Genomic DNA, 15,513 nt, shown 5'->3' with positions numbered 1-15,513 from the left:
TCCGGGGCCGTCGGGAGACCGCCCGCCCGGGGGCCGGCTCATTCGGGGTCAGGAGAGCGGGCCCGAGCGCTCCGGCCGGCCCGCCGTCAGCCGCCCGCGCTCCTGCCACTGCCGCAACCCGGCCCGTCCGGGTCGCGCCGGCCGTCGCCTATCCCTGCCACTCCTCGGCCAGCAGCCCGAGCACGACCTGGTCCACGAACTCCCCGTACGCCCAGGCGGCTTGGCGCAGCCGCCCCTCGACGGTGAAGCCGACACCGGTGGCGGCCCGGAGCATCGGGGCGTTGTCCGCGAGCGTCTCCAGTTGCAGCCGGCGCAGGCCGAGCACCGGGAAGGCGTAGTGGCAGAGCGCCCGCAGGACGTCCGGTGCGAGGCCGCGCCCCCGGTGGCCCGGCAGCAGGGCGAGGCCCACGTGGGCGCTGCGGTTGTGGGCGTCGATGCCCCACAGCAGCGCCTCGCCGGCCAGCTCCCCGGTGGCCGTCTCGACCACGGAGAAGCACGCGGCCTCGTCGGACGGCCCGGAGACCACGTACGGGGAGTGCGCCGAGCCCGGCGGGATGGGCCGCCAGGGGCGGGAGTCGGCCCGCGAGCGGGTCGCCACGTCGTCGTACAGCTCGGCCAGGAGCACCGGGAGGTCGGCGTCGTGGCGGGCCCGGAGGGTGATGTGAGTGCCTTGTAACATGTCACATGTTTACCACTGGCCGGGCTGCTGTGACCAACGGGTTTTCCGGGGCCGCGGCGCCGGGCAACGGTCCCCGGTGGGCGGCGTGCCGCCCACCGGGGACCCACCCGGTGTCACACGAGCGGCACCGCCAACTGCCGCTCCAGGTCCGCCACCAGGGCGTCCAGCCAGCCCCGGATCGTGCCCGGGTCGAACAGGTCGGCGTCGTACTCGACCTGCCCCGCGTAGCCTTCGCCGTCCGGAGCGAGGGAGAACGCGCAGTCCGCGCGGGCGGAGTGGCCGGGGATGTCCTCGATCTCGACGGTCAGGCCGGGCAGATCGAGGGCGATGGCCGGGGTGCTCTGGACGGCGAGCACGATCTGCGGGTACCCGGCGGGCATGGGGACACCGCGCTCCCGCAGCGGTTCGACCAGCAGGCCGAAGGCCATCACGGAGTGGTCGAGGGCGGAGGCGATCGCCTCGGCGGCGTGGTCCACCAGCTCCCCGAACCCGCTGTCGCCCCGGGTGGGCACCAGGACCGGCATGCTGCCGGTGAGCAGACCGACCACGTTCTCGTCGGCCGGACGCGTGCGGTTGGCGTTGGAGAGCAGGATCAGCACCTCCGACGCGCCGCTGAGCGAGCCGAGCAGCCGGGCCAACGCGGCCACCAGGACGGCCGAGGCGGTGGTGGAGTGCGCGGCGGCGAAGCGCCCGACCGCCTCGGCCACGGCCGCCGGAATCCGGAACCCTGCCGTCTCGCCGCGCCCGGAGCGCTGCTCGGGACGCGGCCGGTCGGTGGGCACGTCCACCGAGAGCGAGGCGCCGCCGAGGGCCTCGGCCCAGTGGTCGACGGCCGCCGCGATGGAGGCCCGGGTGACCACCGTCCGCTCCCAGCAGGCGTGGTCGGTCATCCGGCCGGGCTCCTCCGGCAGCGGCCCGCCCGTACGGTAGAGCGCGCCCAGGTCGGCCAGGACGGTGGCCAGCGACCAGCCGTCGACCGCGATGTGGTGGATGGTCAGCAGCAGCACCCACTCCTCCGCCGCCGGGCGCAGCAGCCGGGCGCGCAGCAGCGGGGGTGCGGCCAGGTCGAACGGGCGGCCGACCTCGGCGTCCAGGGCCTCGGCGAGGGCCGCGTCCCGTTCGGCGGGCGCGAGCCCGCGCAGGTCCTCCACCGGGACGTCCAGCGGGGTGTGCGGCAGTACCTGCTGGAGCACCCCGAGCTCGGTGTCCAGGAACCGGGTCCGCAGGCTCTCGTGCCGCTCGGTCACCGCCGTCAGCGCGGCGGCCAGCCGCTCGGGCACCAGCGGCCCGCGCAGGGTGATCCGCTGGGTGATGTTCCACACCGCCGGATCCGCCGACATGCCGTGGACCTTGTGCAGCCGCCGCTGCGCCACCCCGGCGGGTGCGGCGGCCAGGGCGGCCCCGGAGCCGGTCAGGGTGGCCAGCAGCCGGTCGCGGTGGGCCCGGACCAGGCCGGTGAGCTCCTCGTCCATCGCCCCCGCGGGGGCCAGGTACCCGAGCCGCTCGCCGGTGGTGCGCAGCACGATCTCGCGTTCGTCGAGCAGGCGCAGCAGCCGTGCCCAGTCGTCCTCTGCCGTGCTCACAGGGTGCCCTCCTCGTAGGTCGGGGCCGGGGCCTGCTCGACGGCCGGCCGGTGGGCGGCCATCGCGCGGATGGTCGGGCGGCGGAAGAAGTCCAGCACGCCGATCCGCAGGCCGGCCGCCTCGCGGACCCGGTTCAGCAGCCGGGTGGCGGCCAGCGAGTGTCCGCCCAGGTCGAAGAAGGAGGTCTCCACCCCGGCGGGGCGGCCGAGTTCCTCCTCCCAGAGGCGTTGCACGGTCCGCTCCAGCTCGGTGGCCGGTGCGGCCTGGGGCTCGTCCGCGCCGAGCGGGCGCGGCTCCGGCAGCGCGGCGGTGTCCAGCTTGCCGTGCGCGGTGAACGGCAGGGCGTCGACGATGGCCCAGAGCCCGGGCACCATGTAGTCGGGCAGCAGGTCGGCCAGCCGGTCGGCGACCCGGGGCAGCTCGGCGGCCGCGCACCCGACGTACCCGGCGAGTACGGTGCCCGCCGCGGTGCGACGCGCCGTCACGGCGGCGGAGTGCACGCCGGGCACGCCCCGCAGCACGGTCTCGATCTCGCCCGGCTCGACCCGGTAGCCGCGCACCTTGACCTGGCGGTCGGCCCGGCCGAGGTACTCCAGCAGGCCGTCCGGCCGCCACCGGCCGAGGTCGCCGGTACGGTAGCTGCGGCCGTCGGGGGTGTCGGTGAAGCGGGCGGCGGTCTCCTGCTCAAGGCCGATGTAGCCGATGCCGACCTGGACGCCGAGGGCGTGGATCTCGCCGACCGCACCGGGCGGCACCCGGCGTCCGGAGGCGTCCAGCAGCACGACCCGGCTGCCCGGGGTCGGACGGCCGATCGGGGCGTGCTCCGGACCGTCCGGGTCGATCACGCAGGCCGTCATGCCGTGGGTCTCGGTCGGGCCGTAGTGGTTGATCAGCCGGCAGCCGGGGTTGCGGCGCAGGAAGGCCCGCAGCGTGGGGGTGAGCAGCACCTGCTCGCCGCCCGAGATCAGCTCCCGCAGGTGCGGCACCGGCTCCTCGCCGAGCGCGTCGGTCAGGGCCGCCAGCGGGGTGTACGGCAGGTGGACCCGCTCGGCCCGGGTGGCCCGGACCACGGCGGCCAGCGCCGTCACGTCGTAGCGGGTCTCCTCCTCGATCAGCAGCAGGGTGCCGCCGCCGGCCAGCGTGGTCAGGATCTCCTGGACGCTGACGTCGAACCCGCAGGAGGCGTACTGGAGTGTGCGGGCCGCGGGGTGGTCGGCGACGTTCCAGGCCACGAAGTGGGCCAGGGCCAGGGAGTGCATCAGCACGCCCTTGGGGCGGCCGGTGGACCCGGAGGTGTACAGCAGGTAGGCGGGTGCCTGCGGCGAGGGGGCGGGCAGCGGGGGCAGTTCGGCGGGGACGGTGTCGGCCGGGGCGGTGCCGGTGAGCACCGTCGGCACGTTCAGGCCGAGCTGCGCCGGGGCGTCGTCCGTGGTGGTGAGCAGGACGGCCGGCGCGCTGTCCTCGACGATCAGCCGGCAGCGCTCGGGGCCCTGCAGCACGTCGACCGGCACGTGGACGGCGCCGAGGCGCAGGATGGCCAGCAGCGCGGCCACCAGGTCCACCGAGCGGGGCAGCAGCACGCCCACCCGGCTGCCCTCGCGGACGCCGGCCGCCAGCAGCCGGCCGGCGAGGTCCTCCGCTCGGGCCATGAGCGTCCGGTAGTCCGTCTCGGTGCCGTCGGAGGCGACGACCGCGGTCTGCCCGGCCCGCTCGGCCGCGGTGGCGGCGATGGTGGCCAGCGGGTGCTCGGGGTCCTGGGCGGCCGCGGGGCCGCACTCCAGGGCCGCGTCGGCCTCGGCGGCGGGTACGGCGGTGAGCTCGGCGAGCGGGCGCTCCGGGTCGGCGACCGCGGCAGCGAGCAGCCGCTCGAAGGCGCCGAGCAGCCGGTCGATGGTGGCGCGGTCGAACAGGGTCTCGGCGTACTCCACGTGGCAGCGGATGCCGTCGGGCAGGCTGGTCAGGAAGAGGGTGAGGTCGAAGGCGGAGCGGTCCGCCACGTGGTCCAGCGGACGGGCCGTCACGCCGGGCAGGTCCAGTTCGAAGACCATGTGGTTCTCGAACTCGACCATGACCTGGAACAGCGGGTTGCGGCTGGTGTCGCGCTGCGGGTTCAGCTCCTGCACCAGCACCTCGAAGGGCAGTTGCTGGTGCTCGTAGGCGTCCAGCGCGGTGGAGCGGACCCGGCCCAGCGCCTCGGCGAAGGCCGGCTCGCCGGAGAGGTCCAGGCGCAGCGCCAGGGTGTTGACGAAGAACCCGATCAGGTCCTCGGTGCCCTCGGCCCGGTTGGCCACCGGGGTGCCCAGCACGATCTCGTCCTGGCCGGCGTACCGCTGCAGGACGCCGGCGAAGCCGGTCAGCAGCACCATGAACAGGGTCGAGCGCCGAGACCTGGCCAACTCCCGTAGGTTGTCGGAGAGTTCGGCGGGAAGGTGGTGGACGAAGGAGCGGCCGCGGCCGTCCGGTACGGCCGGGCGCGGCCGGTCGGTGGGCAGGGCCAGCACCGGCAGGTCGCCGCCGCCGAACACCTTGCGCCAGTGGGCGAGGCTCTCGTCGTACTCGCCGGCGGCCACCCGGGCCCGCTCCCGGGCGGCCTCGGCGGCCGGGCCGGTGGTGAGCACCGGCAGCCGGGCGGCGCGGTCCTCCTGTGCGGCCAGGTACAGTTCGCCCAGCTCCCGGGTGATCACCACGGTCGACAGGGTGTCGATCACGATGTGGTGCATCGACAGGACCAGGACGTGCCGGTCGGCCGCCTGCTCCAGCAGCAGGGCACGGAACAGCGGGCCCTCGGCCAGGTCGAAGCGGTGCGCACCCTCGGCGGCGACCAGCCGGGCCACCTCGTCCTGCCCGGTCCCGTCGGACGCCACCCGCTCCAGCACCGGCCCGGCGGGCGGTGCCAGCACCTGCTGGAACGGTTCGCCGTCCTGCTCCCGGAAGACGGAGCGCAGCGCGACGTGGCGTTCGACCAGCAGGCGCAGCGCGGTGTCCAGCGCCTGCGGGTCGAGCGGGCCGTCCAGGGCGATCGCCTTGACCTCGTTGTACTGCCCGCCGTCGGGCAGCATCCGGTGCAGGAACCACATCCGCTGCTGGGCGTACGACAGCGGGGCGCCGCGCAGGGTGTCCCGGCGCAGGGCGTCGAGCTGCGGCAGGCCGGCCGCGACCAGGTCGGGGGAGAGCCCGAAGTCGACGAAGGCGGCGATCTCGTCCGCGCCGGCCGCCCGCAGCTCGGACAGCACCCCCTGGACGCTCTCCGGTGTGCCGATCAGCGCGCGGGAGGCGCAGTACCGCTCGTACGCGCGCTCCAGCACGTACTCCAGGTCCTCCTCGCGGGCGTTCTCGTAGTCCAGGGTCAGACCCAGGCTGTTGGCCATCTGCCCGAACAGCGAGAGCGAGGACCGCAGGTAGTGGCAGAACGGCCGGTAGGCCTGCTCGCGCGCGGTGGCCAGGTCGGTGCCCAGGTAGGTGTGGACCAGCACGACCACCCGGCCGGCCTCCGGGTCGAGCCCGTGCTCGGCCCGGGTGCGCCGGTAGACCGCGATGTTCTCGGCCAGCTGCGCGACGTCCTGGGTCATCAGGTTGGTGATGACGCCGAGGTCGTGCCGGGCCGCCTCGCGGAAGCTGTCCGGGTTGCCGACGATCGCGGTGAACATGGGCGGCAGGTCCTGCAGGGGGCGCGGGTGCAGGGTCACCTCGATCGGCTCACCGTTGCCGTTGCGGCCCTGGTACGGCTCGCCGCGCCACAGCGCCCGGACGGTGTCGATCTGCCGGTGCATCAGCTCCTTGTGGCTGCCGTAGCGCTCGGGGAAGAACAGGAAGTCGTTGGGGTGCCAGCCGCTGGCGCAGCCCAGGCCGACCCGGCCGCCGGAGAGGTTGTCGACCACCGACCACTCCTCGGCGACCCGCACCGGGTGGTGCAGCGGCAGGACGGCGCAGCCCGCGTTCAGCCGGATCCGGGTGGTCTCCCGGGCCAGGGCGGCGGCCAGCACCGAGGGGTTGGGGAAGATGCCGCCGAAGGAGTGGAAGTGGCGCTCCGGCAGCCAGACGGAGTGGAAGTCGTGCCGGTCGGCGAAGCGGGCGCTCTCCAGGACGATGCGGTACTTCTCGTCCTCCGGGGAGTCCAGCGGGTAGTCGCCGAAGAAGTAGAGGCTGAAGTCCACCGGCCGCTGCGGGTCGCTGACCGGCTGGTACGCGACGGCCTGGGCGGACGCGCCGCCCACGGTCTCGGCGGGCACCGGGAGTTCGGCGGCCGACCGCGGGGCGGGCAGCCGGACGCCGGGCGAGGCCGGGAAGAAGCCGCCGCGCCGCAGGTCGCGCAGCGACTCGCGGACCGCGTCGATCACGAACTCCAGGTCGCCGTCGGTGTGGGCGGTGGAGAGGAAGAAGTTGCGCCACTCCCACACGTAGACCCCGCGGGTCAGCAGGTGCGGGAAGAGCAGCTCCATGTCGGCCCGCGGCTCGAACCGGAAGAGCGAGCCGAAGTGGGCCAGGCGCAGCGGGAACTCCTCCTCCTCGAAGAAGCCGTTCAGGGTCGCGGCCAGCTCGTCGGTGCGCGCGTTCAGCCGCTCCTGGAGGCCGGGGCCGGCCGCCTTCAGGTGGCGCAGCACCGCGCCCGCGGCGGTCATCGCCAGCGGGTGCTGGATGTAGGTGCCGCCGAAGAAGGTGGTGTCCTTGGGCGGGTAGCTGTCGTCCCCGTAGTCCCAGTGCCCGCCGTCGATGCCGTCCAGGATGTCCGCCCGCCCGGCGATCGCGCCGATCGGGTAGCCGCCGCCCAGCACCTTGCCGTAGGTGGACACGTCCGGGGTGACGCCCCAGAAGCCCTCGGCGCCGCGCAGGTGGGGCCGGAAGCCGGTGAGCATCTGGTCGAAGACCAGCACGATGCCGAGCCGGGCGGTCAGTTCGCGCAGCGAGCGGACGAAGTCGACGGGCTGGCGGCCCGGGTGGCGGCTCTGCACCGGCTCGACCAGGACGGCGGCGATCCGGTCGCCGTGCTCCTCGATGACCTTGAGGCTCTCCGGGTCGCCGTAGCGCAGCACCAGCAGGTCCGCGACCGCGCTGCCCGGGATGCCGATGGACACCGGGACGGTCTCCCGGCCGGCGCCGTGGCCCAGCGTCCGGCCCAGGGTGTGGTCGAAGTGGCCGTGGTACGAACCCTCGAACATGACGATCTTGTCCCGGCCGGTGTACGCGCGGGCCAGCCGGATCGCCCCGGCGTTCGCCTCGGTACCGGAGTTGGCGAAGGCGACCCGCTCGGTGCCGGTCAGCTCGGCCAGCAGCTCGGCGGCCTCACCGGTCTCCGGACCACGCGGGCCCAGCCGCAGCCCCGAGGACAGGTGCTCGCGGACGGCCTCGGAGACGAACTCCGGGTCGTGGCCGAAGAGCAGGACGCCGAAGCCCATGGTGATGTCGACGTACGGGTTGCCGTCGACGTCCTCCAGCCGGGACCCCCGGGCCCGGCGGGCGGCGAGGGGGTAGAGCATCTCCTTGGTGCCGGAGCGGAAGCCGACCACCGCGCGGCTGTCCGCGAGGGTGCGGCGGTGGCGGCGGGTGATCGCTTTGGACGCGGTGGTGCGGGCGGTGAAGCGGGCGACCAGCTCGTCCACGTGGGCGCGCTGCTGCTCGGTCAGGCCGCCGGAGGCCATGCCGGACTCGCGGGAGACCGTCACCCGGGGGCCGTGCACCTGGGGGGCGGCCGGGGCCTGCGCAGCGGCGGGGGTCTCGGCGGCGGGCGCGGCGGCGGGCTGTGCGGCGGCCGGGGGCAGGGCCGCGGGGGTGGGCGCCGCGGGGAGAGCGGGCGCGGGCGCGCCGCCGGCCAGCAGGCCGAGCTGGTCGCGCATCAGGTCGGAGAACTGGCCGAGCAGCGCGAGCTGGCGCTCGATCAGGCCGGTGCCGTCGCTCACCGGGGCGAGCGCGGCGGGGGCCTGCGGAGCGGTGGGCGCGGTCGGTACGGCGGGTACGGCGGGTACGGCGGGTACGGCCTGGGGCGCCGGGGCCTGGACAACAGGTGCGGTCGGCACGGGAGCCGGAGCCTCCACCGCGACGGGCTCCGGTACCGCCACCGGCTCCGGCTCGGCGGCCGGCAGCAGCGTGGCCAGCACCGCCGGCTCCAGCCGGGAGGCGATCAGCCCGGCCAGCCGGGCCGGGGTGTCCGCCGCCTCGAACAGCTCGCGCATCGACACCCGCACCCGGAACGCGCGCTCCAGGTCCCGGATCATGTTGATCATCGAGAGCGAGTCGGCTCCCAGGTCGAAGAAGGGCTCGTCGACGCCGACCGAGGCCTCGTCGTAGCCGAGCTGGCGGGCCGTCCGCTCGACGACCTGCCGCAGGACGGCCTGCTCGGCGAGCTCCTCGGGGCTCGGCGTCGGTGCGGCTTCCGGCACGGCGGCCGGCGCGGCCTGCTGGGGTGGGTCCTGGCGCATGGCGGGGTCCTCGGTGGTGGGCCGGGCAGGGGCGGTGAACCAGTGGCGGCGGCGTTGGAAGACGGTGGTGGGCAGCGGGACGCGGCGGGCCGGTCCGTCCGGCCAGTCCCGGGCGGCGGCGAAACGGGCCCAGTCGAGCGGGACGCCGTGCGACCACAGCGCGGCCGCGGCGGCGTCGAACTGCTGCTCCGGCGAGGCGCCGCGCCGGCCGCCGGCGACGAAGTGGCGCTGCGGCAGCTCCCGGCGGCCCATGCCGGTCAGTGTCGGGTGCGGGCCGAGCTCCAGGAAGAGCTCGTGGCCCTGCTCGTCGAGGGCGGCGAGGACCTGGTCGAACCGGACGGTGTGCCGGGTCTGCCGGAGGAAGTACTCGGGTGTCGGGACGGTTCCGGCCGCCAGCACCTCGCCGCCGAGGTTGCTGACCAGTGGGACCGTCAGCGGCTGCAGGCGCAGCCGGGCCAGCTGGTCGCGGAAGGGGTCGAGCATCGGGTCGAGCAGGCGGGAGTGGAACGCCCGGTCGGTGGCCAGCCGTTCGGTGCTCACCCCGTCGGCGGCCAGGACGGCCTCGGCGGCGGCGATCTCGCGCGGCGGACCGGCCAGCACGCACTGGCCCTTGCCGTTGACCACGGCCAGCTCCACGCCGGGCAGCCAGTCGTCGAGCCCGGCGAGCCGGTCCGGGCCGGCCGAGACGACCGTCATGGCGCCCGGTTCGGTCAGCCGGTGCATCAGTCGGCCGCGCAGCGCGGTCAGGAACATCCCGTCGGCCAGGTCGAGTGCGCCGGCCGCGTGGAAGGCCGCGTACTCCCCGGCGCTGTGCCCGGCGACGGCCGTGGGACGGACCCCGAGCTCCTGCCAGAGCCGCAGGTAGGCCGCCTGGAGGGCGAACAGAGCGGGCTGGGCCGCCTCGGTTCTCCAGGTGTCCTCGGTGCCCTGCGGGGCGGGGTCGAGCAGCAGCGGCAGCAGCGGCTCGTCCCAGTTCTCGCGGTGCAGCCGGTCGCACTCGTCCAGGACGGCGCGGAAGGCCGGGAAGGCCCGGTACAGCTCGGCGGCCATGCCCCGGTACTGGGCGCCCTGGCCGGTGAAGAGCAGCACCGGCGCCGCCGCGCCGCGCCCGGTCTCCCGGTGGACGGCCCCGGCGGTGGCCCGGCCCGCCAGGAAGGCGTCCAGGCCCTTGCGCAGGGCGGCCGGATCGGGGCCGGTGACGGCCAGCCGGTGGCGCAGGGCGCGCCGGCCGGCGCCGAGGGTGAGCGGGAGGTCGCCGGGCGCGAGGGCGGGTTCGGCGTCCAGCCGGTCGCGGAGCAGGCCGGCCAGCTCGGTCAGGCCCTGGGCGGTGCGGGCCGACAGCGGCAGTACGGTCGGGGCCGGCCTGGGCGCGGGCACCGCCGCGGTCTCCGGGGCCTGCTCCAGCACCAGGTGGGCGTTGGTGCCGCCGACGCCCAGCGCGCTGACCCCGGCCCGGCGCGGGGTGGGGCCCTCCGGCCACTCCCGGCGCCCGGCGGCCAGCCGGAACGGGCTGCCGGCCAGCTCCAGCGCGGGGTTGGGGCTGGTGAAGTTCACCAGCGGCGGGATGGTGCCGTGCCGCAGCACCAGGAGGGCCTTGATCAGGCCCGCCAGGCCCGCGCAGGTGTCCAGGTGGCCGATGTTGGGCTTCACCGAGCCGAGCGAGCAGAACTCGGCGGCCCCGGTCCGGGCCCGGAACGCCTGGTCCAGCGCCCGGAACTCGATCGGGTCGCCGAGCGGGGTGCCGGTGCCGTGGGCCTCGATGTAGCCGATGCTCTCGGCCGGCACGCCCGCCAGGTCCAGGGCCCGGCCGATCACGGCCGCCTGCCCGTCCACGCTGGGCGCGGTGTAGCCGACCTTGCGGCCGCCGTCGTTGTTGACGGCCGAGCCGAGGATCACCCCGTGGATGGTGTCGCCGTCGGCGAGGGCCCGGTCGAGGCGCTTGAGCAGGACGGCGGCGACGCCGTTGCCGCCGACGGTGCCGCCCGCCTCGGCGTCGAAGGCCCGGCAGGCGCCGTCGGGGGAGAGGATCGACCCCTCCTCGTAGCGGTAGCCGGCGGCCTGCGGGATGTGCAGGGCGGCGGCCCCGGCCAGGGCCAGCTCGCAGTCGCCCGCCAGCAGCGACTGCACCGCGAGGTGCACCGCGACCAGCGAGGTGGAGCAGGCCGTCTGCACGCCGATCGCCGGGCCGGTGAGGCCCAGCCGGTAGGCGACCCGGGTGGCGGCGAAGTCCGCCTGGTTGCCGATCGCGGTCTGCAGGGCGGCCACCGGCTCGGCCGGGTCGGCGGTGGTGGCGAGGGTGTGCTGGTAGTAGGTGCGCAGCGCGTAGAGGGTCATCCCGGTGCCGGCGAAGACCCCGACCCGGCGCTCCGGGTCCGGCGCGTCGTAGCCGCCGTCCTCCAGGGCCTGGCGGCAGATCTCCAGCAGCAGGCGCTGCTGCGGGTCCATCAGGGCGGCCTCGGCGCCGCTGATGCCGAAGGCCTCGGCGTCGAAGTGGTCGATGTCGGTGAGCGCGCCGGTGACCGGGACGAAGTCGGGGTGGCGGTACTCCTCCGGGCGCAGCCCGGCCGCCGCCAGTTCCTCCTCGGTGAACCGGGTGGTGCTGCGGACGCCCTCGACGATGTTCCGCCAGTACTGCTCGGGGGTGTCGGCGCCCGGGAGACGCAGCGCCAGGCCGACGATCGCCACCCGGCGGTCGTCGCCGGGCCCGGTCGTCGAGGCGGTGGTGGCGGTGGTGGGCGCGAGCGGGCCCGTGGCCGGCTCGGTGGCCAGGTGCGCGATCAGGGCGTCCACGGTGGGGTGGCGGAACAGCTCGGTGGGCGCCGGGGGCGTGGGCAGCGCGGTGCTGAGCGCGCCGTGCACCCGCATCAACTGGAGGGATCCGATGCCGAGTTCGGCCAGTGGACGGCCCGGGTCCAGCGGGGTGTCGAGGACCGACTCGAAGGCGTCCAGGACCAGCCGGCGCAGGCCGGACGGTGCGGTGCGCTCGGGGACGGGGACGGGGGCGGACCGGTCGGCGGGCCGGGTTCCGGGTGCCACGGTGGGCGGCGCCGGCGCGGCGGCGGCCACCGGGCGGGGCGCGGTGGCGAGCAGACGGCGCCGGGCGGCGGGGGAGCTCGGGTCCGGACCGGCGTACCGGTGGCCCGGGGCGCCGGCCAGCAGCAGGGAGGCCAGCCGGCGGCCGTGTGCGGCGCTCAGCACGGCGATGCCCCGGCCGGCGGCGGCCTGCTCGTTCTCGGTGTCGCGGTTCATGCCGATACCGCTCCACAGGCCCCAGGAGATCGTCCAGGCCGGGGTGCCGGCCTCCCGGCGCAGCCGTTCGACGGTGCTCTCCAGGTAGCGGTTGGCGGCGGCGTACCCGGTGGAGCCGACGGCCTCCTGGAGGCCGATCATCGAGGAGAAGGCGACGAACTGCGCGCCGGGCCGCTGCCGGACCAGCTCGATGAGGTGGTCGGTGCCCTCGGTCTTGGTCCGGACGGCCTCGCGCCAGCCCTCGGTGCCGGTGTCGGACAGCAGCGCGAGCCGGTAGCCGCCGGCCAGGTGGAGCACGCCGTCCAGCGGTGCCTGCCACTCCCGCTCGGCCTCGGCGAGCACCTTCGCGAGTTGCCGACGGTTCGTCACGTCAGCTTGACGGTAGGTGACCTGACCGCCCTGGGTGGCCAGTCGGCGCAGCGCGGAGCGGCGCTCGGCCGCCTCGGCGGTCGGGGCGTCCAGGTCGCTCCGGCCGACGATCAGCAGCCGGGAGCCGTACTCGCGCAGCAGCCCGGGCAGCAGCTCGGCGGCGATCCCGCCGAGGCCACCGGTGACCAGGTAGCGGGCGCCGGGGGTGAGCAGCGAGCAGCCCGCCGCGGCCGGACCGGATGCGGTCTCCGCCGGTCCCAGCCGGGGGACCCAGGAGTGGCCGGCGCGCCAGGCGGATTCGGGCTCCGGCCGGGGATCGGCCAGCAGGGCGAGCAGCGCGGCCGCCTGTTCCGCGACTGGTGCGTCGCCCGGCAGGTCGAGGTGCCGGGCGGCCGGAACCAGCTGCTCGGCCCGCGCCCCGGCGGTCAGCGCCGCGGTCAACGCGGCCCGCGGCCGGGGGAGTTCACCGGGGAGTACGGCGTGCAGCCCGGCGCTGACCGAGACCAGTTCGCGGACCGGCGTCCGCGCCGGGAGCGCCCGCAGCAGGGCGAGCAGCGCCTCGTCCGGCGGCTGCGCCGTTTCGTCGGCCGTCGCACTCCACAGGTAGACCAGCCGGTCGGCGGCCTGGTCCCCGAGGGCCCGCAGCCAGTCCTCGGGGTCGGTGGTCGGCGGCCGGTCCACCACCAGGGTGTTCGGCAGGGCGGATGCCAGTGCTTCGGTCAGGGTTCCGGGGCCGGACGGGCCGAGCAGCAGGATCGTTTCGTCATCCGATGGGGCCGCCGGGACCCCCGGAACCGGGCGGGGCTCCCAGCCGAGCTGCCGCACGCAGTCCGGCAGCGTCCGGGAGTTGGCCTCGGCCAGGTCCAACGCCACGATGTGGTCGTCGAGTTCGCCGTCCAGCAGACGGTGGCGCAGCGCGGTGCGCTGGATCTTGCCGCTGGTGGTGCGCGGGAACTCGGCTGCCGGTACCGGCAGCACCAGGACGGGGGCCGGCTGCCGGCGGGCCGCCAGCAGCTGCCGCACCTCCGCGGCGACGGGCGACGCGGGGGCGTCCGGGTCGTTCGGGACGTAGGCGATCACCAGCTGCTCGGTGCCGGTGCGTTCGTCCGGCACCCCGAAGGCCGCGACGTGCCCGGAGCGCACCCCCGCCACGGAGGCCACCACGTCCTCCAGCTCGTGGCAGAAGTAGTGCACGCCGTTGACGATGATGATCTCCTTGCGGCGGCCGGTGAGCACCACCTCGCCGTCGGCCAGGAAGGCCAGGTCCCCGGTGTCGAACCAGCCGTCGCCGACGAAGGCCTCCTGGTTGGCCGGCGGGTTGTTCAGGTACCCGGGCGTCACCCGGCCGGAGTGGACCTGGAGCCGGCCGACCCAGTGCTCGGGCAGCACCCGCCCGTCGTCGCCGGTCACCCGTATCCGGGTGCCGGGCGCGGGCCGTCCCATGCTGAGGAAGCCGGTGCCGCGCTCCGCGGAGGCCGGGTCGACGGGCTCCAGCCGGCCGGACAGCGAGTCGGTGCGCACCAGCCGGCGGGCGCCGTCCTCGTGGTAGCGCTTGTAGGTGATCGCCGTGCAGGTCTCGGCCATGCCCCAGCCCAGCAGCAGGTGCTCGGGCCGGACGCCGAACGGGGCGGTGGCGGCCAGGAACTCGTCCATCACCGCCTCGGTGCACTGCTCTCCGGCGTTGATCAGCGACTTGACCGTGGACAGGTCCCAGTGGCGGCCGGGGCCTGCCGCCCGGACGGCCTCGGCGACCAGCCGGAAGCCGAAGTTGGGCGACCAGGAGTGCGCCGCCCGGTAGCGCTCCAGTGCGTCCAGCCAGACCAGCGGGTCGGCGAGCACGAGTTCGGTGGGCACCTGCACCTGGTCGGCGGCCAGCACCACGTCGCGCAGGTGGAACATCAGCAGTCCGGCGACGTGGTCCAGGGGCAGCCAGTTGACCGTGGTGTCGGCCGGGTCGCAGCCGTGGGAGACGGCGCCCGCCACGTACTCCAGGATGCCGCGGTGGGTGATCTGCACCGCCTTGGACCGCCCGGTGCTGCCGGAGGACAGCTGGAGCATCGCGATGTCGCCCGGGGCGGGGGCGTGCGCGGGGGCGGCGGGCCGGTCGCCCCCGGCGGGCCGGTCGACGGCGATCACCCGCAGGTCCGGCGCCGGGTACAGCTCGCCGAGCCGCTCCAGGCCCGCCACGGCCGGCCCGCAGGCGAGCACCGGCGGCTCCTCCAGGGTCTGCCAGGCGTGCCAGAGCTTCTCCAGGACGGGGTTGCGCTCGTGGTAGTCCGGCGGGCGGGCGACCGTCACCGGCTGCATCCCGCCCAGCAGGCAGGCCCACAGGGTCGGGAAGTAGAGCTCCGGGTCCGGGACCTGGAGGATCACCCGGTCCCCGGCCCGCAGCCCGGCGGAGGCCAGCGTGGCAAGGATCTCGCGGGACCTGGTGAGAAGTTGACGGTACGTCATCCTGGTCGTCTCGCCGCCGGCCCGGACCAGGTGCAGTCCGCGGTCGGGGTGCAGTTCGGCGGCGCGCAGCAGCGCCTCGGGCAGCGTCCGGGGCGCGTCCGGCGCGGCATCGGGCAGCGGAGCGCCGACGGCCTCCGTCCCGGGTTCCTCGGGTGCGGCCGTCGGCTCCGCCGTGGCGGTGCCGGCCGTCGCCGAGGCCTCGCCGAACGGCCGCCAGCGGTCGGTGAGTTCGCGCAGGTGGCGCAGAGCGGGGCCGGGCCCGGCGGGTGGCCGGGTGAGCGCCGCGGCCAGGGCGGCGGCGTCGGGCTCGCCCTCGGGGGTGCGGACGATGCCGTCCAGGAGGTGCACTTCGGCGCTCGGGTCGGCGTCCAGCAGCGCTGCGGCGGCCCGGCGGCGCAGGGCCTCGGGGTCGTCGTCGACGGCGGGCACCAGGTAGGCGAGCAGACCGGGGCGGCCGTTCTCGTGCTCGACGGGCAGCAGCGCGCAGTCGGCGATCTCGGGGCGCAGCAGCAGCCGGGCTTCCAGGGTGCGCAGCCGGCCGTGGTCGGGACCGGTGGGACTCATGACGTTCGGCACCTTTCGGATCGGTGCCGGGGCGCGGGTGTGGGCCGCCCCGGGGCAGGGAGGGGGGAGCGGAGAGGGTGTCGCGTACGGCGCGGGGGCGCCGGAGTGCGGACGTGCGGGGGTGCGGAGTCGGAACGGTGCGGAGGTACGGAGGCTCGGACGTACGGAGGCGTGGAGACGCGGGGGTGCGCGGGCGCGGGGG

General features: G+C 75.7%; 3 protein-coding genes. All 3 read right to left on the bottom strand.

Annotated features, from left to right (window positions below; genetic code table 11):
* Positions 1-148: 148 nt before the first annotated feature.
* Positions 149-679: a GNAT family protein gene (locus tag AB0O11_RS19550; RefSeq protein WP_363388238.1), complete on the bottom strand. Its 531-nt coding sequence runs from the start codon at positions 677-679 to the stop codon at positions 149-151.
* Between the two features lie 113 nt (positions 680-792).
* Positions 793-2,262 carry a condensation domain-containing protein gene (locus AB0O11_RS19545; protein ID WP_363388235.1) on the bottom strand — a complete coding sequence of 490 codons (1,470 nt, stop codon included), beginning with the start codon at positions 2,260-2,262 and terminating at the stop codon, positions 793-795.
* Positions 2,259-15,311 (bottom strand): MupA/Atu3671 family FMN-dependent luciferase-like monooxygenase, encoded by a 13,053-nt coding sequence (locus AB0O11_RS19540; protein WP_363388232.1) that lies wholly within the window; start codon positions 15,309-15,311, stop codon positions 2,259-2,261. Before AB0O11_RS19540 ends, AB0O11_RS19545 begins: the two co-directional genes overlap by 4 nt.
* Positions 15,312-15,513: the final 202 nt, after the last annotated feature.

This window comes from Kitasatospora sp. NPDC093102 (genome assembly GCF_040683915.1).
In the GTDB taxonomy this organism is placed as follows: domain Bacteria; phylum Actinomycetota; class Actinomycetes; order Streptomycetales; family Streptomycetaceae; genus Kitasatospora.
The sequence above is the reverse complement of the archived record's forward strand: the minus strand, read 5'-3'. Positions and strand labels throughout refer to the sequence as shown.